General features: G+C 68.8%; 20 protein-coding genes and 1 pseudogene. 16 read left to right on the plus strand and 5 right to left on the minus strand.

Annotated elements, in window-relative coordinates:
* Window positions 1-193: 193 nt before the first annotated feature.
* On the minus strand, window positions 194-409 hold the full coding sequence (locus tag BUB76_RS16830) for a DUF1127 domain-containing protein (protein WP_073130519.1): 216 nt from the start codon (window positions 407-409) through the stop codon (window positions 194-196).
* Window positions 410-1,234: 825 nt separating this feature from the next.
* Between BUB76_RS16830 and BUB76_RS16835 the strand changes: the two genes are divergently transcribed.
* Genes BUB76_RS16835 through murD form a run of 8 tightly spaced genes read left to right on the plus strand, consistent with a single transcriptional unit; the run spans window position 1,235 to window position 10,310 of the window.
* A complete protein-coding gene (locus tag BUB76_RS16835; RefSeq protein ID WP_073130521.1) occupies window positions 1,235-1,729 on the plus strand; it encodes a division/cell wall cluster transcriptional repressor MraZ in 495 nt (164 codons plus the stop codon).
* Window positions 1,730-1,740: 11 nt separating this feature from the next.
* Window positions 1,741-2,724: a 16S rRNA (cytosine(1402)-N(4))-methyltransferase RsmH gene (rsmH, locus tag BUB76_RS16840; RefSeq protein WP_373280063.1), complete on the plus strand. Its 984-nt coding sequence runs from the start codon at window positions 1,741-1,743 to the stop codon at window positions 2,722-2,724.
* A gap of 5 nt (window positions 2,725-2,729) precedes the next feature.
* Window positions 2,730-3,077, plus strand: a complete 348-nt coding sequence (gene ftsL, locus BUB76_RS16845; RefSeq protein WP_073130525.1) for a cell division protein FtsL — start codon at window positions 2,730-2,732, stop codon at window positions 3,075-3,077.
* The gene (locus BUB76_RS16850) at window positions 3,074-4,867 is read left to right on the plus strand and encodes a peptidoglycan D,D-transpeptidase FtsI family protein (protein ID WP_073130527.1); all 1,794 of its coding nucleotides are present in this window, start codon (window positions 3,074-3,076) and stop codon (window positions 4,865-4,867) included. The genes ftsL and BUB76_RS16850 overlap by 4 nt, the downstream gene beginning before the upstream one ends.
* 10 nt (window positions 4,868-4,877) lie before the next feature.
* Entirely contained in the window at window positions 4,878-6,362 is a 1,485-nt protein-coding gene (locus BUB76_RS16855) for a UDP-N-acetylmuramoyl-L-alanyl-D-glutamate--2,6-diaminopimelate ligase (RefSeq protein ID WP_073130530.1), read from the plus strand.
* Window positions 6,359-7,777, plus strand: a complete 1,419-nt coding sequence (locus BUB76_RS16860) for a UDP-N-acetylmuramoyl-tripeptide--D-alanyl-D-alanine ligase (RefSeq protein ID WP_073130542.1) — start codon at window positions 6,359-6,361, stop codon at window positions 7,775-7,777. The genes BUB76_RS16855 and BUB76_RS16860 overlap by 4 nt, the downstream gene beginning before the upstream one ends.
* Before the next feature lie 27 nt (window positions 7,778-7,804).
* A complete protein-coding gene (gene mraY, locus BUB76_RS16865) occupies window positions 7,805-8,890 on the plus strand; it encodes a phospho-N-acetylmuramoyl-pentapeptide-transferase (protein WP_073130545.1) in 1,086 nt (361 codons plus the stop codon).
* A 4-nt stretch (window positions 8,891-8,894) separates the two neighbouring features.
* The gene (gene murD / locus BUB76_RS16870) at window positions 8,895-10,310 is read left to right on the plus strand and encodes a UDP-N-acetylmuramoyl-L-alanine--D-glutamate ligase (RefSeq protein ID WP_073130547.1); all 1,416 of its coding nucleotides are present in this window, start codon (window positions 8,895-8,897) and stop codon (window positions 10,308-10,310) included.
* A 239-nt stretch (window positions 10,311-10,549) separates the two neighbouring features.
* Here murD and BUB76_RS16875 read toward each other — a convergent pair whose 3' ends face one another.
* On the minus strand, window positions 10,550-11,758 hold the full coding sequence (locus tag BUB76_RS16875) for a BaiN/RdsA family NAD(P)/FAD-dependent oxidoreductase (protein WP_073130550.1): 1,209 nt from the start codon (window positions 11,756-11,758) through the stop codon (window positions 10,550-10,552).
* Window positions 11,759-11,887: 129 nt separating this feature from the next.
* Here BUB76_RS16875 and BUB76_RS16880 point away from each other — a divergent pair, with 129 nt between their 5' ends.
* The 7 genes from BUB76_RS16880 (at window position 11,888) to BUB76_RS16910 (ending at window position 18,595) form a co-directional block, all read left to right on the plus strand.
* Entirely contained in the window at window positions 11,888-13,054 is a 1,167-nt protein-coding gene (locus tag BUB76_RS16880) for a peptidoglycan glycosyltransferase FtsW (protein ID WP_073130553.1), read from the plus strand.
* Complete coding sequence (locus BUB76_RS16885) at window positions 13,054-14,151, plus strand: UDP-N-acetylglucosamine--N-acetylmuramyl-(pentapeptide) pyrophosphoryl-undecaprenol N-acetylglucosamine transferase (protein WP_073130555.1); 1,098 nt, start codon at window positions 13,054-13,056, stop codon at window positions 14,149-14,151. Before BUB76_RS16880 ends, BUB76_RS16885 begins: the two co-directional genes overlap by 1 nt.
* Before the next feature lie 52 nt (window positions 14,152-14,203).
* Window positions 14,204-15,610, plus strand: coding sequence for a UDP-N-acetylmuramate--L-alanine ligase (gene murC / locus BUB76_RS16890; RefSeq protein ID WP_073130580.1), 1,407 nt, complete (start codon window positions 14,204-14,206; stop codon window positions 15,608-15,610).
* Window positions 15,568-15,888, plus strand: coding sequence for a DUF2484 family protein (locus BUB76_RS16895; RefSeq protein ID WP_236737951.1), 321 nt, complete (start codon window positions 15,568-15,570; stop codon window positions 15,886-15,888). The genes murC and BUB76_RS16895 overlap by 43 nt, the downstream gene beginning before the upstream one ends.
* Window positions 15,885-16,130: a DUF2484 family protein gene (locus tag BUB76_RS16900; RefSeq protein WP_073130566.1), complete on the plus strand. Its 246-nt coding sequence runs from the start codon at window positions 15,885-15,887 to the stop codon at window positions 16,128-16,130. Before BUB76_RS16895 ends, BUB76_RS16900 begins: the two co-directional genes overlap by 4 nt.
* 136 nt (window positions 16,131-16,266) lie before the next feature.
* The gene (locus tag BUB76_RS16905; protein WP_073130567.1) at window positions 16,267-17,823 is read left to right on the plus strand and encodes a bifunctional metallophosphatase/5'-nucleotidase; all 1,557 of its coding nucleotides are present in this window, start codon (window positions 16,267-16,269) and stop codon (window positions 17,821-17,823) included.
* A gap of 103 nt (window positions 17,824-17,926) precedes the next feature.
* Window positions 17,927-18,595, plus strand: a complete 669-nt coding sequence (locus BUB76_RS16910) for an SOS response-associated peptidase (protein WP_073130568.1) — start codon at window positions 17,927-17,929, stop codon at window positions 18,593-18,595.
* 125 nt (window positions 18,596-18,720) lie between these two features.
* On the opposite strand, the gene BUB76_RS16915 is transcribed toward BUB76_RS16910, so the two are convergent.
* On the minus strand, window positions 18,721-19,401 hold the full coding sequence (locus BUB76_RS16915) for a hypothetical protein (RefSeq protein ID WP_073130573.1): 681 nt from the start codon (window positions 19,399-19,401) through the stop codon (window positions 18,721-18,723).
* Between the two features lie 298 nt (window positions 19,402-19,699).
* On the opposite strand from BUB76_RS16915, the gene BUB76_RS16920 reads away from it, so the two are divergent.
* Complete coding sequence (locus BUB76_RS16920) at window positions 19,700-20,254, plus strand: fasciclin domain-containing protein (protein WP_073130575.1); 555 nt, start codon at window positions 19,700-19,702, stop codon at window positions 20,252-20,254.
* Between the two features lie 82 nt (window positions 20,255-20,336).
* Here the strand turns inward: BUB76_RS16920 and BUB76_RS16925 are convergent, their stop codons facing one another.
* Both BUB76_RS16925 and BUB76_RS17745 read right to left on the minus strand, forming a co-directional pair.
* Window positions 20,337-20,585 (minus strand): hypothetical protein, encoded by a 249-nt coding sequence (locus BUB76_RS16925; protein ID WP_073130578.1) that lies wholly within the window; start codon window positions 20,583-20,585, stop codon window positions 20,337-20,339.
* Between the two features lie 226 nt (window positions 20,586-20,811).
* A pseudogene (locus tag BUB76_RS17745) lies at window positions 20,812-20,893 on the minus strand (IS5/IS1182 family transposase); the annotation flags it as partial.

Consider the following 20,893-nt stretch of genomic DNA (forward strand, 5'->3'; position numbering starts at 1 on the left):
GGGGCCTTGAACTTGGGACGGCGGGACCGGGGAGGAGGTCGATCCCGCCGCCAGGCACGAACGAAACCGGGGAGGAGGTCGGTTCGTCCGCGATGCGGGGCCCATCTCGGGCCGTTGTAAAAGGGCGGGGGCGTCCAGCGCCGCGCCGCCAGGTCCGACTTCCTCGGGAGGAGGTGAGAAAGCCGGCTATTCCTTACTTGCGCCCGTAGGCGGCTTCGTGCGCGATGGCGTTGATCATGCTGCGCCCGATGCCCAGATCCTTCAGCTCACGGTTCGAAAGCATCTGCAGTTCCGAGCGCGTACGGCGGTAAACACGGTACTGCGCGAAGCGGGTTCCCAGAGTTTCCCAAATTCCCGACGCGCCCTGCGCGATTCCGGTGTGGGTGTTGGTTTGCGACATCATGCTCATCTCGGCGTCCTTTCTGCCGTCTCGTCTGCGGCGTTGGTCCAAAGATAGGCCTATGCTGCGGGTGCACAATGCCCGGGTCATCAATGCTGCTATGCAGCATCTGCATAAGTAGCACTGACCTGGTTAAGAGGCGGTTTCTTCGGGCGAGGCGCTAGATCTGGTCCCCCGGAAAGCAGGGCGATCGGCGCGACGATCAAGATGCGCCCCCGGCTTCGGCACCCGATTTGGGCCGGCATGGGAAACCCGCGGGTCATCCGGCATGATTCCGGGACGGCATGGGATCAAGCGGTGCGACGACCCCGATTCCGGCCGAGTCGGGGGTGCCGCTCCGGGAATCCGAGCCATCGGCCCTCGCGCCCAAAAAATAGGCGAAAAAATCGGCTCGATTGTTGAGCTATATTTAGTGCTAAGGTTAACGGGACTACACGATATAGCCGTCTCAGACTCACGCTTCCGTGTGCAAGTGTCGGAAACGGGCCGCAGTCAAGCCGAAACTCGCCCGCTGCGCGAAGAGAATTCTGTTGCCTCCCATATTTTCCCATGCCATCCCTAGGTCATCGAAGGGCAGGGCCGCAGCGGACATAAAGATCCGAAAGGCTCCAACGAAAACAGAGGCTTAGGTTTCATACAGGCACACATTCTTCGATGACAAAGAGAGATCCGGCGCGCGGGCGAGCAGACATCCCCCCAGGTGGCGCGTGCGATCGGACCCCCCGGAGACGGGACGAGGGCGGCGATCCGAACAGTGGCAGCAGTTCGGATCGCCGTTTCCGTTTCTAGCGACGGGACCGGGACAGAGGCAAGGAGACGGCACGCGTGTTCGGCATGTATATCGGCCGATACGACAACAAGATCGACAGCAAGGGCCGCTTGTCGATCCCGGCCGATTTTCGCCGTCTGCTCGAGGAAAACGACCCCAAATGGGAGCCGGGCAAGAACGCCCAGATGGTGATCGTCTTCGGCGACCACCGTCGCAACTATCTCGAAGTCTACTCGATCAATGATCTCCTGGGCGTGCACCGCCAGATCCGGGGCATGGATCCCGGTTCCAAGAAGCGTGCGGCGCTGCAGAAGCTGTTCGCCCAGCAGGTGCATCCCGCGACATTCGACGACACCGGCCGCATCGTCCTGCCGTCCTACCTGCGCGACAAGGTCGGGCTTTCGGACAAGGCCCTGGTCGTGGGCAATTCGCAGACCTTCATGATCTGGGAGCCCGAGGCCTACGCCAACGACGACATGAGCAACCTCAAGGAAGAGGATGACTACGATCCCACCCTCGACCCGGCCGTCTATCTCAGCGGCGATGCCGGTCTGATGTGAGGGCCTGGCGGATGAGCATGTCTGAACGTCCCCATGTCCCCGTCCTGATCAATCCCATTCTGGCCCATTGCGCGCCGGTGTCGGGAACCTGGGTCGACGGCACCTTCGGCGCGGGGGGCTATTCGCAGGGGCTGCTGGCGGCCGGGGCCGACCGGGTGATCGGCATCGACCGCGACCCAATGGTCTTTGCCATGGCCGCCGAATGGGCCGATGAATACGGCGACGCGCTGATGCTCGAGCAGGGGGTCTTCTCCGACCTCGACCGCATCGCGGGTGCGCCCGTGGATGGCGTGGTGCTGGACCTGGGCGTATCGTCGATGCAACTGGACCAGGCGCATCGCGGCTTTTCCTTCCTGCGCGACGGCCCGCTGGACATGCGGATGGGCGATACCGGGCCAAGCGCCGCGGATCTCGTGGCCGAGCTGGACGAGGGGCGGCTGGCCGACATCCTGTTCCACTACGGAGAAGAGCGCGCATCGCGCCGCATCGCCCGCGCGATCACGCGCGCTCGCGCGGACGCGCCGATCACGACCACGGGACAGCTGGCCGCATTGGTCGAGCGGGCCTTGCCGCGCCCGAAGCCCGGTCAAAGCCACCCGGCGACACGCACGTTCCAGGCGCTGCGCATCGCGGTGAACGACGAATTCGGCCAGCTGGTCGCGGGGCTCGAGGCGGCCGAGCGGGCGCTCGCCCCGGGCGGGTGGCTGGCGGTCGTCAGTTTCCACTCGCTCGAGGATCGCGTGGTCAAACGGTTCTTCCAGGACCGGTCGGGCGGGGGCGGCAATGCCAACCGCTATGCCCCCGTGACCGAGAGCGCGCCGCCGGCTTTCACGGGCGTGACCAAGGGCATCGCCGCCGATGCCGACGAAATCGCGCAAAACCCGCGTGCACGCTCGGCCCGGCTGCGCATGGCGCAGCGCACGGACGCGCCCGCCGCACCCGCCGACCGCGCCCGCCTGGGCCTGCCGAGAATCGACATGGAAGGGGACATCTGAACGTCATGCGCACGCTTCTCTACCTGCTGCCGGGAATGGCCGTCATGGCCCTGGCCGTCTGGGCCTATTCCGAGAATTACGAGACGCAGGAAGCCCTGAACGACGTCGAGACCCTGCAGCGCAAGATCGGGACCGAGCGCGAGACGCTGGCGATCCTGCGCGCCGAGTGGGCCTATCTGAACCGCCCCGAGCGGCTGCGCGACCTGGCCGACCTGAACTTCGACCGGCTGAAGCTTCTGCCGCTGACGCCCGAGCATTTCGCCCGCACCGAGCAGATCGCCTATCCCGGCACGATCCTGGGCGGCCCGATCCTGAACCCGATCCCCGTCGACAGCACTGGCGCCAATCCATGACCCGCACACCGCTTCGCCCGCTGGCCCGCATCCTCGACGCGCGCGAGAAGGGCGAGAACCCCGACGCGATCGAGCGCGAGAACCTGCGCCTGCGCCACGAGGAAATGCGCGACCGCGCCCGCCGCCGCGCCGAGGGGCGGCTGCTGGTGCTGGCGTGCTTCTTCTTCTGTGCCTTCGCCGTGGTCGGTGCGCGCATGGGCCTTTTGGCCGCGTCCGAACCGATGGAGCCGCGCGCGGCGGTCTCGTCCAGCGATATCGTGGCGCAGCGCGCGGACATCATCGACCGCAACGGCCGCCTTCTGGCCACGAACCTGTCGACCTACGCGCTTTATGCCCAGCCGCCGCTGATGATCGACAAGCGCGGGGCCGCGCGCAAACTGGTCGAGATCTTTCCCGATCTCGACGAAGAGCGTCTGGTCAAGGATTTCACCGGCGACCGCAAGTTCCTGTGGATCAAGAAGAAGATCAGCCCCGAGCAACGCCAGGCCGTCCACGATATCGGCGACCCGGGCCTGCTGTTCGGCCCGCGCGAGATGCGGCTTTATCCCAATGGCAAGCTGGCCGCCCACGTGCTGGGCGGCGCGAGCTTTGGGCGCGAAGGGGTCCATTCGGCCGAGGTGCTGGGCGTTGCGGGGGTGGAAAAAGCCTTTGACGACTACCTGCGCGACCCGGCGAACGGCGGCGCGCCGTTGCAGCTGTCGCTGGACCTCACCGTTCAGAGCGCCATGCGCGAGGTGCTCTACGGCGGCATGAAACTGATGAATGCCAAGGGCGCGGCGGGGATCCTCATGGACGTGCACACGGGCGAGGTCGTGGCCATGGCGTCGCTGCCGGATTTCGATCCGAACGACCGGCCGCGGCCGCTGACCCAGGGCGATGCCAGCGAAAGTCCGCTGTTCAATCGCGCGGTGCAGGGGGTGTACGAGCTGGGCTCGACCTTCAAGATCTTCACCACGGCCCAGGCGATGGAGCTGGGGCTGGCCGGTCCGCAGACCATGGTGGATGCCGACGCGCCGATGACCTGGGGGCGGTTCCGCATCAAGGAATACCGCAACAAGAACTACGGCCCGCTTCTGTCGCTGACCGACGTGATCGTGCATTCGTCCAACGTGGGCACCGCCAAGCTGGCGCTTCAGATCGGGGGCAAGCGGCAGCAGGAGTTCCTGTCGCGATTCGGCGTGTTCGAACCCACCCCGATCGAGCTGGTCGAGGCGCCGGGCGCCCGCCCGCTGGTTCCGGCGTCGTGGTCCGAAATCGTAACGATCACCGCCAGTTACGGGCACGGTTTCTCGGCCTCGCCGCTGCATCTGGCCACCGCCTACGCGTCGCTTCTGAACGGGGGGACGGCGGTGAAGCCGACGATCCTGCGCAAAGATCGTGTCGAACCGGGCGAACGGCTGGTCTCGCCCGAGGTGTCGCGCGCCTCGGCCAAGATGCTGCGCGAGGTCGTGACGCGCGGCACCGCAAGCTTCGGTGCCGTGCCGGGATATAACGTGGGTGGCAAGACCGGCACGGCCAACAAGCCGCGCCGCGACGGCCGCGGCTACCATAACGACAAGAATATCAACACCTTCGCCTCGGTTTTTCCCTCGGACGACCCGGCCTACGTGCTGGTCGTGTCGCTGGACGAGGCCTCGGACAACTCGGGGCCGGAGCCCAAGCGCACGGCGGGCTGGACGGCGGTGCCCGTCGCCGCCGAGGTGATCCGGCGGACCGCGCCGCTCCTGGGACTGCGACCCGAGATTGAACCTGTCCTTCCATCCAAGTTAACACTGGCCTCGGACGAATAGGGGCACGCCGATGACCGATGGCACGAAATCGCTGGCCGACCTGGGGCTGACGGCCCAGGGCGGGAAAGAGGCGCGAATCACCGGGCTGTCGGTGGACAGTCGCAAGACGGAAGCCGGCCACCTGTTCGCGGCCGTGCCGGGCGCCAAGCTTCACGGCGCCGCGTTCATCGCCAAGGCGCTGGGGCAGGGGGCGGCGGCCATCCTGACCGATCGGGCGGGGGCCGCGATAGCGGCGGATGCGCTCGAGGCTGCGGACGTGCCGGTGATCCTGGCCGAGGACCCGCGCCAGACCCTCGCGCTGGCCTGCGCGCTGTGGTTCGGCCGCCAGCCGCAGGTCTGCGTCGCCGTCACGGGCACGAACGGCAAGACCTCGGTGGCGAGCTTCACGCGACAGATCTGGCGGGCGCTGGGGCTGGATGCGGTGAACCTCGGGACCACGGGGGTCGAGGGCGCGTGGGAGGCGCCGCTATCGCACACCACGCCCGAGCCCATCACGCTGCACCGCACCCTGGCCGAAGCGACGCGCCACGGCATCACCCACGCGGCGATGGAGGCCAGCAGCCACGGTCTGGACCAGCGGCGGCTGGACGGCGTCGCGCTGAACGCGGCGGCCTTCACGAACTTCACCCAGGATCACCTGGACTACCACGAAAGTTTCGAGGCCTATTTCGCCGCCAAGGCGGGCCTATTCGACCGGGTGCTGCCCGAGGACGGGACCGCGGTCATCAATCTCGACGACAGCCGCGGCGCCGACATGCTGGCCATCGCCGAGCGCCGGGGGCAGGACGTGATCACCGTCGGGCGGCGCGCCGATGCCGCGCTGCGGATCGTCTCGCAACGCTACGACGCCACGGGACAGGATCTGCGGTTCGAGTGGAACGGCACCGCGCAACAGGTGCGGATGGGCCTGATCGGCGGGTTCCAGGCGGAAAACGTGCTGGTGGCCGCCGGCCTCGCCATCGCCAGCGGAATCGAGCCGCGCGATGTCTTCGCCGCATTGCCCAAGCTCGTCACCGTCCGGGGCCGCATGCAGCTGGCCGCCACCCGTGACACCGGTGCCGCCGTCTTCGTCGACTACGCCCACACGCCCGCCGCGCTCGAGACGGCGCTGCGCGCGCTGCGGCCGCACGTGCTGGGCCGCTTGATCGTCGTCTACGGCGCGGGCGGCGACCGGGACCGGGGCAAGCGCCCGCTCATGGGCGAAGCGGCGCGGGACCACGCCGATGTTCGAATAGTGACAGACGACAACCCCAGGTCCGAGGATCCGGCGGCGATCAGGTCGGAAATCCTCAAGTCCGATCCCGACGCGATCGAGGTCGGCGACCGCGCCGAGGCGATCCTGCGGGGCGTCGATGCGCTGGGCGCGGGCGACGCGCTGCTGATCGCGGGCAAGGGGCACGAGACCGGCCAGACCGTGGGCGACACGGTCTATCCCTTCGACGATCGCGAACAGGCCAGCGTCGCGGTGGCCGCGCTTGACGGGCGCGTGGCGTGAGCGAAGCACTCTGGACGGCAAACGAGGCGGCCCGCGCCACCGGCGGGCGGGCCACGGGTGACTGGCGCGCCACTGGCGTGTCGATCGACACTCGCAGCCTTCAGCCGGGTGACCTCTTCGTTGCCCTCAGCGCCGTGCGGGATGGGCACGAATTCGTGGCACAGGCCCTGGACAAGGGGGCGGCCGCCGCGCTGGTCAGTCGCGTGCCGGACGGTATCGCACCGGATGCCCCGCTCTTGCTGGTGGACGACGTGCTGGAGGCGCTGGGCCAGCTGGGCGCCGCGGCCCGCGCCCGCACCAGCGCGCGGGTCATCGCCGTCACCGGGTCCGTGGGCAAGACCACCACCAAGGAAATGCTGCGCGCCGCGCTGACCGGACAGGGGCGCATTCACGCCGCCGAGGCCAGCTACAACAACCACTGGGGCGTGCCGCTGACCCTGGCCCGCATGCCCGCCGAGACCGATTTCGCCATCGTCGAGATCGGCATGAACCACCCGGGCGAGATCGCACCGCTGTCGCGGCTGGCCTGCCCGCATGTGGCGCTGATCACCACCGTCGCGCCCGCACATCTCGAGGCCTTCGACAGTATCGCCGGCATCGCGGCCGAGAAGATGGCCATCTGTGACGGTCTCGAGCCGGATGGCATCGCCATCCTGCCCACCGACCTCGCCCCCGAGGCGAAAGATGTGGTCGACGCGGGCGCGGCGCGGCGCAAGGCCCTTCGCTTCGGTGGGGACACAGCGCTGCCGTGGCACATCGCCGATCTGCGCCCGGCCGAGGGCGCGCTGGTCCTCATGGCCGCCTCCCCGCACGGGCAGGTACCGGTCGCCTTGCAAGCGCCCGGGCGGCACCTGGCGCTGAACGCTCTCGGCGCGCTGGCCGCGGCGACGGCCGCGGGGGCCGACCTTGCGCTGTCGGCGCAGGGGCTGGGCCGCTGGCAGCCGCCGGTCGGCCGTGGCCGGCGCGAGACGGTGATGCTGGATCCGCAGACCGGGTCGGCGCTGACGCTGATCGACGACGCCTTCAATGCCAACCCCGCCTCGATGGCCGCCGCGCTGGACGTTCTGATCTCGTCCACGCCGGGCCGGGGCGGGCGGCGCGTGGCCTTCCTGGGCGACATGTTGGAGCTGGGCGACGATGCGACGGCCCTGCACGCCGCCATCGCCGATCATCCCGGCCTGGACCGGATCGACATCATCCACGGGGCCGGGCCCCTGATCAAACACACGCTCGATGCGCTGCCCGCGCCGCGACGCGGCCAGTGGCTGGCCACCGCGGACGAGATGACACAGCGCATCCGCGATCTGGTGGGCGACGGCGATATCGTGCTTGTCAAAGGCTCGAAGGGCGCCAAAACCGCGCGCATCGTTGACGCCATCCGCAATCTGGGCCACCCGGCGCGCGAGACGATCTAGACGCGGACCGAAGGGGGGCCGCACTCCATGTTCTACTGGCTATCCGAGTTCTCGGACGGAGGTGACCTGTTCAACCTCTTCCAATACATCACCTTTCGCTCGGGCGGCGCGTTCTTCACCGCGCTGATTTTCGGCTTCATCTTCGGCCAGCCGCTGATCAACCTGCTGCGCCGCCGCCAGCGCCACGGCCAGCCGATTCGCAGCGACGGCCCGGAAACCCACATGCAGACCAAGGCCGGCACCCCCACCATGGGGGGCGTGCTGATCCTGGGCGCGCTGATCGTGTCGACCCTCCTGTGGGCGCGGCTCGACAACCCGTATGTCTGGATGCTGCTCTTCGTCACCATGTCCTTCGGGGCCATCGGGTTCGCGGACGATTATGCCAAGGTGAAGAAGAACACCCATGCCGGTGTGCCGGGCAGGCTGCGGCTGGCGCTGGGTTTCCTGATTGCGGGGATCGCGGGTGGCGTGGCCGTCTGGGCGCATCCCGCAGAGCTGAGCGGGCAGCTGGCCTTCCCCGTCTTCAAGGAGCTTCTGCTCAATCTCGGCATTTTCTTCATTCCGTTCGCCATGATCGTGATCGTCGGCGCGGCCAACGCCGTGAACCTGACCGATGGCCTGGACGGGCTGGCGGTGATGCCGGTCATGATCGCCGCCGGCACGCTGGGCGTGATCGCCTACACGGTGGGGCGGGTTGATTTCAGCGAGTATCTCGACGTGCACTACGTTCCGGGAACGGGCGAGATCCTGATCTTCACGGCGGGACTTATCGGCGGCGGGCTGGGGTTCCTGTGGTATAATGCGCCGCCCGCCGCCGTCTTCATGGGCGACACCGGGTCGCTGGCGCTGGGCGGCGCGCTGGGTGCCATCGCTGTGGCGATCAAGCACGAGCTGGTGCTGGCCATCGTCGGCGGCCTGTTCGTGGTCGAGGCGCTGAGCGTCATCATCCAGGTTCTGTACTTCAAGCGCACCGGGCGCCGCGTGTTCCTCATGGCGCCGATCCACCATCATTTCGAAAAACGCGGCTGGGCCGAGCCACAGATCGTCATCCGGTTCTGGATCATCAGCCTGATCCTCGCGCTGATCGGCCTGGCCACGCTGAAGCTGCGCTAGGCCCATGATCCCGGTCATCGGATACGACGGTGCGCGCGTCGCGGTGCTGGGCCTGGGCCGCTCGGGTCTGTCGGCGGCGCGGGCCCTTCGCGCGGGCGGGGCCGAGCCGCTGTGCTGGGACGACCGCGAGGAGGGCCGCGCGGTGGCCGAGGCCGAGGGCTTCGCCATCCGCGATCTCACCCGGGCGGGCGCCTTCGACGATGTGGCGACGCTGGTCACCTCGCCCGGGATTCCGCATCTCTATCCCAAGCCGCACCCGGTGATCGCGGCCGCCATGGCCGCCGGCGTTCCGGTCGACAACGATATCGGGCTGTTCTTCCGATCGCTCGCCACGCGCGAGTGGGAGCGCATGGACACCCCGCCGCGCGTGGTCGCCGTTACCGGATCCAACGGCAAATCGACCACTTCGGCGCTGATCCACCATATCCTGTCCGAATCGGGCCGGACCGTGCAGCTTGCCGGCAATATCGGCCGCGGCGTGCTGGACCTGGAGCCGCCCGACGATGGCGGGATCGTCGTGCTGGAACTGTCGAGCTACCAGACCGAGCTGGCGCGCGCGCTGACCCCCGATATCGCCGTCTTCACCAACCTGACCCCGGACCACTTGGACCGGCACGGCGGCATGGGCGGCTATTTCGCGGCCAAGCGCCGGCTGTTCTCGGAGGGCGGACCGGACCGCGCCGTGATCGGGGTCGACGAGGTCGAGGGCCGCTATCTCGCGTCGCAACTGGGCGAGGCGCCGGGCGACGACCGGGTGATCGCGGTGTCGGTGACGCGCAAGCTGCCGGGGCCGGGATGGTCGGTGACCGCGCGCAAGGGGTTCCTGTCGGAATGGCGCAAGGGGCGGCAGGTGGCCGCCATCGACCTGCGGCCCATCGCGGGCCTGCCGGGGGCGCATAACCACCAGAACGCCTGCGCCGCCTATGCCGTGGCGAGGGCGCTGGGCCTGCCGCCGCGCGGGATCGAGGCCGCGCTGGGCAGCTTTCGCGGACTTCCCCACCGCAGCCAGCTGGTGGCCGAGCGGGACGGCGTGCGCTTCGTCAACGACAGCAAGGCCACCAACGTGGACGCGGCCGCCAAGGCGCTGTCGGCGTTCGGCAATATCCGCTGGATCGCCGGAGGTCTCGGAAAGGATGGTGGCCTGAAGGGGCTCCAGGACCAGCTGGGATCGGTGACCAAGGCCTACCTGATCGGGCACTCGGCCCGCGACTTCGCGGTGGAACTTGCAGGCCTGCCGGTCGAGATCTGCGAGGACATGCGCACCGCCGTCGCCCGTGCCGCGGCCGAGGCCCAGCCGGGCGATACCGTTCTGCTGGCCCCCGCCGCCGCGAGCTTCGACCAGTACCCGAATTTCGAGAAGCGTGGCGAGGATTTCGTCGCCTGCGTCACCGCGCTCGACGGGGTCGAACCGCCCGCCTGACTTCGGGTTCCCGGCTTCCAGGCTTCCAGGCTTTGGGCGAAGGGGCCGACGTGTCGCGTGTGTCTGGCCGTCCGAACTGAGTATTTTCAGACCAGTGATGGAGGGGGGCGGGTGCCCGATGTGTAGCGTGTTCCGTGCGCGGCCGGCGGGATGACGCGCACCGCCGGGGCGAAGGTGGTCGATCCATATCACCGGTCTGCAGGAATCTGCGGGTGACCGGATGTCGGCCCGCGCGCGGCTCAGCCCCGACGCGCGGCGGTGATGGCGTGCCCGGCCGCCCAGCCCGAGGACCAGGCCCACTGGAAATTGTAGCCGCCCAGCCAGCCCGTGACGTCCACGGCCTCACCGATGGCGTAGAGACCCGGCACGTCCCGCGCCGCCATGGTCTTGCTGTCGAGCGCACCGGTATCGATCCCGCCCAGCGTGACTTCGGCCGTGCGATACCCCTCGGTCCCGGCGGGCGTGACGCGCCAGTCGGAAAGGCGCGCGGCCAGCACGTCGAGGTCGCGGTCACTGCAATCGCCGAGCCGTGCGGGCAGGGGCGCGTCCTCGAGCACGGCCTGGGCCAAGCGCGCGGGCAGGTGGCGGCCCAGCACGGTGGCGGGGCCGCGGCGCCCCTCGGTGCCGCGGGCGGCGCGCAGGGCCGGCAGTACGGCGCCATCGGGGTCGAGGTCGATGGTGACCGATTGCCCCTCGCGCCAGTAGCTCGACGCCTGCAGGACCGCCGGGCCGGAGAGGCCGCGATGGGTGAAAAGCAGCGCCTCGTCGAAGGCCGGGCCATCGGCGCGCACCCGGGCCGGGGTGGAGACACCCGCCAGCGCCTTGAGCGCCTCGAGTGGCGCGCCGGAGAATGTGAAGGGTACCAGCCCCGGCCGGGTCTCGGTCACCGGCAGGCCGAACTGCCGGGCCAGCCGGTAGGCGAGGCCGCTCGCGCCCATCTTCGGGATCGACAGGCCGCCCGTCGCCAGCACCAGTCGGTCGCAGGTGATCGTCTGGCGCCGGCCTTCGCGCTCCACCTGCAGGCGGAACTGCGTGCCGTCGTGCGAGACCTCGCCGATCTCGGTCCTCAGCCACAGCTCGGCGCCCGCGCGCTCCATTTCGGTGCGCAGCATGTCGATGATGTCGCGGGCCGAACGATCGCAGAAGAGCTGGCCCAGCGTCTTCTCGTGCCAGGGAATGCCATGGCGCTGAACCAGATCGAGGAAGTCCCACTGGGTATAACGGCTGAGCGCGGACTTGGCGAAATGCGGATTGCCCGAAAGGAAGGCCTCGGGGTCGCATTGCATGTTGGTGAAATTGCAGCGCCCGCCGCCCGAGATCCGGATCTTTTCGCCCGGCGCCTTGGCGTGGTCCAGCACCAGCGTGCCGGGCCCCGCATGGGCCGCGCACATCATCCCGGCCGCGCCCGCGCCGAGGATCACCACTGGCACCCGTGTCGATTTCGTCATGGACGCGCCAAACCACGGCGAAACCCGCCGCGCAAGGGCTGAAAAGGCTGGATTCGACCGCACGTTTACCCTTAAACTCGCTGGATAGACCCGGAAAACGGGCGCACTGAGGCTTATTGGCGGTATCCCATGACTGAGATGGTCTATGGCGCGATTCCCGCGCGCGATGGTGACCCGATTCTTCCCCGTTGGTGGAGCACGCTGGACAAGTGGTCGCTTGGCTGTGTCCTGATGCTGTTCGGCGTGGGGCTGCTGCTGGGGCTAGCCTCGTCGCCGCCCCTGGCGGCGCGCAACGGGTTCGAGCCCTTCCACTACGTCGAGCGCCAGGTGATCTTCGGGGGCGCGGCGCTGGTCACGCTGCTGGTCACGACGATGATGTCGCCCAAGCTGGTGCGGCGACTGGGCGTGCTGGGCTTCATCGTCACGTTCGTGGCGCTTTTGGGGCTGCCCTTCGCCGGGACCGATTTCGGCAAGGGCGCGGTGCGGTGGTACTCGCTGGGATTCGCTTCGTTGCAGCCGTCGGAGTTCCTGAAGCCCGGTTTCGTCGTCGTGGCGGCCTGGATGATCTCGGCCAGCCAGCATCTCGGCGGCCCCCCGGGCAAGAGCTACAGCTTCCTGCTGACCGTCGCGATCGTGCTGATCCTGGCGATGCAGCCCGATTTCGGGCAGGCCTGCCTCGTGCTGTTTGGCTGGGGCGTGATGTATTTCGTGGCGGGCGCCCCCATCACGCTGCTGATGGTGTTGGCCGGCGCCGTGGCATTCGCGGGCACGCTGGCCTATTCGAGCTCGGAGCATTTCGCGCGCCGCATCGACGGCTTCCTGTCGCCCGACCTCGATCCCACGACGCAGCTTGGCTACGCGACCAACGCGATCCAGCAGGGCGGTTTCTTCGGCGTCGGCGTGGGCGAGGGGCAGGTGAAGCAGTCGCTGCCCGACGCTCACACCGACTTCATCATCGCCGTCGCGGCCGAGGAATACGGCCTGATGCTGGTCCTGTTCATCATCGCGCTTTACGGCACCATCGTGGTGCGGTCGCTGGTCCGGCTTCTGCGCGAGCGGGACCCGTTCATCCGGCTGGCGGGCACGGGGCTGGCCTGCATGTTCGGCGTGCAGGCGATGATCAACATGGGCGTGGCCGTGCGCCTGCTGCCTGCGAAAGGGATGACGCTGCCCTTCGTCAGCTACGGCGGGTCGTCCCTGATCGCGGGCGGTATCGCGGTGGGGATGCTCCTGGCCTTCACCCGGACCCGCGCGCAGGGCGAGATCGGCGACATCCTGACCGGGCGCGGCCACTGATGGCGGCGCCGCTCGCCCTTCTGGCCGCGGGCGGCACCGGCGGGCACATGTTCCCCGCCCAGGCGCTGGCCGAGGTGCTGCTGCGCCGCGGCTGGCGGGTGGCGCTGTCCACCGACGCTCGGGGCGCGCGTTTCGCGGGCGGTTTCCCGGAGGAGGTCGCCGTGCGCCAGGTGCCCTCGGCTACCTTCGCGCGCGGTGGTATCCTGGCGAAGCTGGGCGTGCCCTTACGCATTGCGGGCGGCGTGGGCCGCGCGGTGATGTCGCTGCGCCGCGACAGGCCGGCGGTGGTCGTCGGCTTCGGCGGCTACCCGTCGATCCCGGCGCTGGCGGCGGCGCAGATCCTGAAGCTGCCGCGCATGATCCACGAGCAGAACGGCGTGCCCGGCCGGGTCAACCGGCTGTTCGGGCCGCGCGTGCAGGCCTTCGCCTGCGGCGTCTGGCCCACCGAGTTACCCGAGGGGATCCAGGCGCACCATACCGGCAACCCGATCCGCGCCGCGGTCAAGGCGCGGGCCGGCGCGGGCTATATCCCGCCCGGCGACTACCCCATGTCGCTGCTGGTGATCGGCGGCAGCCAAGGGGCGCGCATCCTGTCTGATACCGTGCCGCAGGCGGTGGCCGAGCTTCCCGACGGGCTGCGGGACAACCTGCGCGTCGCGCACCAGGCCCGGGGCGAGGACGAGGACCGCGTGCGCGCCTTCTACGACGAGGCCGGCATCGACGCCGAGGTCGCGCCGTTCTTCGACGATGTCGCCCGGCGCATGAGCGAGGCGCAGTTGATCGTCAGCCGGTCTGGCGCGTCTTCTGTGGCCGACATCGCGGCGATCGGGCGTCCATCGATCCTGGTGCCCTTCGCGGCGGCGGCTGGCGACCACCAGACGGCGAACGCGCGCGGCCTGTCGCGGGCCGACGCGGCCATCGTCATCCCCGAATCGAAGCTGACATCGACATCCCTGTCCGAAGCGATGCTGGCCGTTTTGACACAACCCGAAGCTGCGCAGGAAATGGCGCGGAATGCCCTTGCCGAGGGGCGTCCCGACGCGGCAGAGGATCTGGCCGACCTCGCGACAGCGGTTGCGGGGCTGAACGAGACCTGATGAGAAGGGGCACCGAGCCATGAAGCACGAAACAATCGAGCCGGGATACGCCATGACGCCGCGCCCCACCAAGCTGCCCACCCAGATGGGCCCGATCCATTTCGTCGGCATCGGCGGCATCGGCATGTCCGGGATCGCCGAGGTGCTGATGAGCCACGGCTACACCGTCCAGGGCTCGGACGCGAAGGCCTCGAAGATCACCGCGCGGCTCGAGAAGCTGGGCGCGCGGGTGTTCGTGGGGCAGTCGGCGGACAATCTCGAAGGGGCCGAGGTCGTGGTGATCTCGTCCGCGATCAAGCCGGGCAACCCCGAGCTGGATGCCGCGCGGGCGCGCAAGCTGCCCGTGGTGCGCCGGGCCGAGATGCTGGCCGAGCTCATGCGTCTCAAGTCCAACATCGCCGTGGCGGGCACCCACGGCAAGACGACCACCACCACCATGGTCGCCGCCGTCTTGGACGAGGGCGGGATCGACCCCACCGTCATCAATGGCGGCATCATCCACGCCTACGGCTCGAACGCGCGGATGGGGCAGGGCGAGTGGATGGTGGTCGAGGCCGACGAATCGGACGGCACCTTCAACCGCCTTCCCGCCACCATCGGGATCGTCACCAATATCGACCCCGAGCACATGGAGCACTGGAAGGACTTCGACACCCTGCGCCAGGGCTTCCACGACTTCGTTTCGAACATCCCGTTCTACGGCATCGCCGTCTGCTGCACCGACCATCCCGAGGTGCAGGCGCTGGTGGGCCGGATCACGGACCGCCGCGTGGTGACGTTCGGTTTCAACGCGCAGGCGGATGTGCGGGCGGTGAACCTGCACTACGACGCCGCCGTGGCCCATTTCGACATCGCGCTGCAGCAGGATGACATGGTCATCGAGGGCTGCACGCTGCCCATGCCGGGCGATCACAACGTGTCGAACGCGCTGAGCGCCGTGGCCGTGGCGCGGCACCTGGGCATGGAGCCCGAGGAAATCCGCAGCGCGCTGGCCAAGTTCGGCGGCGTCAACCGTCGCTTCACCAAGGTGGGCGAGGTCGGCAGCGTGACGATCATCGACGACTACGGCCACCATCCGGTGGAAATCGCCGCGGTGCTGAAGGCCGCGCGCCAGGCGACCAAGGGGCGCGTCATCGCCGTGCACCAGCCGCACCGTTTCTCGCGCCTCGCATCCCTGTTCGAGGATTTCTGCGGCTGTTTCAACGATGCCGACGTGGTCGCGATCTCGGACGTCTTCGCGGCGGGCGAGGATCCGATCCCGGGGGCGGGCCGCGATGACCTGGTCGCGGGCCTGATCCGTCACGGCCACCGCCACGCCCGCGCGCTGCTGACCGAGGACGACCTGGAACGGCTGGTGCGCGAGCAGGCCGGGCCGGGCGACATGGTCGTCTGCCTGGGCGCCGGCACGATCAGCGCATGGGCCAACAACCTGCCCGCGCGCCTGGAAAAAGAGCGCTGACGGCCATGTCGGTGGCGCTGGTCCTCGGGTGTCTGTGGGTGGTGGCGGCCTCGCTGGTCGCGCTGCTGCCCTCGCGCCGCCAGCGCCTGCCGGCCGGTCTGCTCGTGCTTCTGGCGCCCGGTCTCCTGGCGCTTCTCGCGCTGGCCCACGGGATCTGGGTCACGCTGGCCTCCGTCGCTGCCGTGGTCTCCATCTTCCGCCGTCCGCTCTCCGGTGCCGCCCGCAGGGCCGAGGAGGCGCTGCGCCACGATAGCGTCGACGCGAAGGGCGAGACATGAGCGCCGCGGCCATCGCGGCGCTGCTCTGGCTGGTGGCGGCCAACCTGATCGCGATGCTGCCCTCGAAGCGGCACCACTGGCCCGCGGCCTGCGTTCTGATCACCATCGCATTGCCCATCGTGGCCTGGCTCTGGGTGTCTGTCGCCACCTGGGCGGCGCTGCTTTTCGTCGTCGCCGCCGGGTCTGTCCTGCGCTATCCGGTGTTCTACGCGGCGCTCTGGCTGCGCGGCCTGCTGCGCTAAGGCCGGGCGCCGCCATTTCGGGCAGGACCGCCCGGCTTCCCCTTGGTCACCCCGCACGCCACCCGGCATGCTTTGACACGCCCCGGGCTTCGTCGCAGTGTTCGTCCAGAACAATCGATCCTTCAGGGGGACCACCATGATCCGAACGCTATTCACCACCGTCGCGGCGACGGCACTGACCGCTGGCGCGGCCTCTGCCGAATTCTCGATGACGATCCTGCACACCAACGACTTCCACGCGCGGTTCGAGCCGATCAGCGCCTATGACAGCACCTGTTCGGCCGAGGACAACGAGGCGGGCGAATGCTTCGGCGGCTCGGCCCGCCTGGTGACCGCCGTGGCCGAGGCGCGCGCCCGCGCCGAGACCCCGCTGCTGGTGGACGGCGGCGACCAGTTCCAGGGCACGCTTTTCTACACCTACTACAAGGGTGCGCTGGCGGCCGAGATGATGAACATGCTGGGCTACGACGCCATGACCGTGGGCAACCACGAGTTCGACGACGGCCCCGAGGTCCTGGCCGGTTTCGTCGACGCGGTGGAATTCCCGATCCTGATGTCAAACGCCGACATCTCGGGCGAGCCCCTGCTGTCCGACAAGATTGCCAAGTCGACCGTGATCGAGAAGGGCGGCGAGCGCATCGGCCTGATCGGCCTGACGCCGCAGGACACCGACGAACTGGCCAGCCCCGGCCCCAACGTGATCTTCACCGATCCCGTCGATGCCGTGCAGGGTGAGGTCGACCGCCTGACCGAAGAGGGCGTGAACAAGATCATCGTGCTCAGCCACTCGGGCTACGGCGTGGATCAGCGCGTGGCCGAGAATACCACGGGCGTCGACGTGATCGTCGGCGGCCACTCGAACACGCTGCTGGGCGACATGGAAGGCGCGGACGGCCCCTATCCCACGATGGTGGGCGACACGGCGATCGTGCAGGCCTATGCCTACGGCAAGTACCTGGGCGAGCTGAACGTCACCTTCGACGATGACGGCAACCTGACCGAGGCCACCGGTGCGCCGCTGCTGATTGACGCCGCCGTGGCCGAAGACGGCGCCACGGTCGAGCTGATCGCCGAGCGGGCCCAGCCCCTGGACGAGATCCGCAACCGCGTCGTGGCCGAGACGAGCGAGCCGATCGAAGGCGCGCGCGAGGTCTGCCGCGCCCAGGAATGCCAGATGGGCAACCTCGTGGCCGACGCCATGCTGGACCGCGTGGCCGACCAGGGCATCCAGGTGGCCATCGCCAATGCCGGCGGCCTGCGCGCGTCCATCGACGCGGGCGAGGTCACCATGGGCGAGGTGCTGACGGTGCTGCCGTTCCAGAACACCCTGTCCACCTTCGAGGTGACCGGCGCCACGCTGGTCGAGGCGCTGGAGAACGGGGCCAGCCAGATCGAGGACGGCGCCGGCCGCTTCGCCCAGGTCGCGGGCATGAGCTATGCAATCGACACCTCGGCCGAGCCGGGCAGCCGCGTCAGCGACGTGATGGTGGGCGGCGAGCCCATCGACCCCGAGGCCACCTATGGCGTGGTGTCCAACAACTACGTCCGGAACGGCGGCGACGGCTACTCGATGTTCGTCAATGCCGACAACGCCTATGACTTCGGCCCCGACCTGGCCGACGTGACGGCGGAGTACCTGGCCGAGAACGCGCCCTACACGCCGGTCGTGGACGGCCGCATCACCATGGAATAAGGCCGCCTTTTCCAGCCGTTGCAGGGGGCCGTCCTTCGGGGCGGCCCCTTCGCGTTTGCCGGTGTCCCTTCCGCTCCGGCGCGCGGCGGCTTATCTTCGGCCCATGTGCGGCCGTTTCGTCATGACCCACCCCTCTGACGCGCTGGCGCGGATCTTCGACGCCCAGCCCGATAACGACCTGCCGGAGGGGCCGAATTACAACGTGTGCCCGACGGTGCAGGTGCACGCGGTGACCAACGCCGATGGCACGCGGCGCCTGCAATCGCTGCGCTGGGGCTTCGTGCCCTTCTGGGCCAAGGCGCTGAACGACGGGCCGCTTCTGATCAACGCGCGGGCCGAGACCATCGTCGAGAAGCCGACTTTCCGCGACGCCGCGAAGAAGCGGCGTTGCGTCATCCCGGCCAGCGGGTTCTACGAATGGACGAAGGACGCGCAGGGCAACCGGTTGCCGTGGTTCATCCACCCGCCGGACGACGCGCCGCTGGCCTTCGCGGGCATCTGGCAGGTCTGGGACAAGGGTGATGCGCCGGTCACCACCTGCGCCATCGTCACCTGCGCGGCGAATGACGCGATGGGGCGGATCCACCACCGGATGCCGGTGATCCTGGACCGAAAGGACGTTGCACGCTGGTTGGGCGAGACGGACGAGCCGGCGGCGCCGCTCATGCGGCCGGCCCCCGAAGGCGCGCTCGAGATGTACCGGGTCGACTCGGCCGTGAACTCGAATCGGGCCAGCGGCCCCCGCCTGATCGCGCCGCTTGGCGCAGCGTAAGTCACTGATTTCACAAAAAATGGCCGCGCACGAGGCGCGGCCAGTCCATCAGGGAGAAACCCCGGACCACCACGCCCGGGATGAGTTCAATGTAAATTAACATAAGAGCGTTGTGGTCCCTTTCTTTAGTCGCAGATGCCGGAACGCGGGGCGTTGGGCCAAAAAAGCAACACGTCCTTGGGTTGAGTGGTGGGAAATCTCGCAACTTGAGGAAAGTGTGGGCTGAGCAAGGCGTGGAGGCGGTCGGTGCGGGCGCCGTGGGGGTCCAGCGCGCGGCAGCAGACGAATTCCTCGACCAGCGAGGCTTGCTGTTCGAAGGGATAATCCTCGAACCGGGCGTTGTTTTCGAGCTCGAACAGGTAGGGATCGGTGGCCGGCAGATGCTCGGTCGCGGCGCGCAGGGGGTGGTAGCCGGTGGTCTTCCGGTTCTGCCATTGCCAGGCATGGGTCAGCTCGTGCGCCAGCAGCATGGCGTCCTCGAGCTGCATGGATCGCGGGTAATCGCCCAGGAAATCGTCCAGGTACAACGGGTTGGCCATGACAATCCGGTTGAACAGCACCATGGCGGCGATGCTGCCGGTGACGATGCCCCGCTCGGGCGGGCGGATGCGTTCGCGGCAGGCCACCGCGGGCCGGGCAGGCCGCGAGAGAGGGACGAGGCCCACGAGCGCGCTGCGGTGCACGCGGACGCGGCTGGTGTCGAGCGTGGGGCCCAGGGTGTCGCGGGCGAATCGGGTTTCCCCGTCGCTGAGGGGGCGGCCGCAGGCGGGCAGGAGCAGCAGGAGGGCGAGGAGAAGGGCGCGCATGGGCCGATGGTGCGCCCGGTCCGGCGGCGCGGCAAGGGGCAACCGCGTCGCCGTGCACGGGCCGTACACCGGCCGTGCCGCGCCGGTCCACGGCCCGTGCGGCAGGGGTGCGCATGGTGTGCCGTGGGCGTGCACCGATACGGCGGCGGGCGTGCACCGGGTGGCCCATGACGTACACCGGGCGTCGGACGCCTGGTGTACGGGATTGTCGCGCTCTGAAACTTTCCGGCCCGGCCTTCGTGGCTCCGGGTGATGGCGGCGGAACTCCGCGGCCAGCGAACCAGAACGGGAGAGAAACATGAACAAGATCACCCTGACCACCTGTGCCGCCCTGCTGGCCGCCGGAACGGCTACCGCCCAGGACAACCCCACTGTCGGGGGCGCCGAGATGTTCCCCGAGAAGACCATCGCCGCCAACGCCTCGAACGCGCCGAACCTGACGACGCTGGTGACCGCGGTGACCGAGGCCGGGCTGGTCGACACGCTGAACGGCCCCGGGCCCTTCACCGTCTTCGCGCCCACCAACCGGGCCTTCGAGCGGATCACCGACGAGTCGCTCAACGCGCTGCTGGCGAACGAGCAGCAGCTGCGCCAGGTGCTGACCTGTCACGTGGTCGCGGCGAACGCGGATGCGAATGCCATCGTCGGGATGATCGCCGACGACAACGGCGCGCACCCGGTGCCCACCGTGGGCGGCTGCACGCTGACCGCGACGCTGGAGGGCGACACGGTGGTTCTGACCGACGAGAACGGGCGCGAGGCGCGGGTGATCCAGAGCGACGTGACCCAGTCGAACGGCGTGGTCCACGTCATCGACCGCGTGCTGCTGCCCGCGGGCCAGGCCGCGATGTGAGCCAGGCGCACATTCGTGCCGACAGGGGGCTGCCCGCCGGGCGGCCCCCTTTTTCATTGCGTGGCAAGGGGCGGCGGGCGGGTCAGCCCGCGGCGTTGAGCTCGGCCAGGCGACGCTCGCCCTCGTCCCGGCAGATGGCGTTGGCCAGCCGGTCGGTCATCGAGGCGGGCCGCAGCACCGCCCGATCATAGAGCGTGTTGCGCAGGGTGTAGAGCTGGCAGGTCACGGTGCCCTGGTCGGTGACGACCTCGATCTCGGGGCTCTCGATCTGGTCGGGATCCGCGATGCAGGCGGCGAGGAGGAGCGGGGCGAGGAGAAGCAGGCGGGGCATGGGCACGGGTCCGGTTGGGGTGGTGTCGGCGGGACCGTAGCGCGGGGCGGGGGGCATGGGAATGGGGTGTTTGGGGGTGTTTGATCGGGTCGCGCTTAGTGCGGCCAGCGGGGCCTAGAACGACGTGCCGCTATGAGGCGAGGCGCCTTGGTTCGGGACCAGGAGATGGTGAGCCATTCGGCGGGACGCTGCATTTATCCGGGTTTGCCAGACGTAGGCTCAGGACTCATAGCCAGTAGATGACGATAGCGGCGAGAGCGATGGCTGAGAGGAAGACTTTTGGGCACCGGTCGTATCGCGTTGCAACG

The sequence above is a fragment of the Palleronia salina genome, from assembly GCF_900141995.1.
Lineage (GTDB): Bacteria > Pseudomonadota > Alphaproteobacteria > Rhodobacterales > Rhodobacteraceae > Palleronia > Palleronia salina.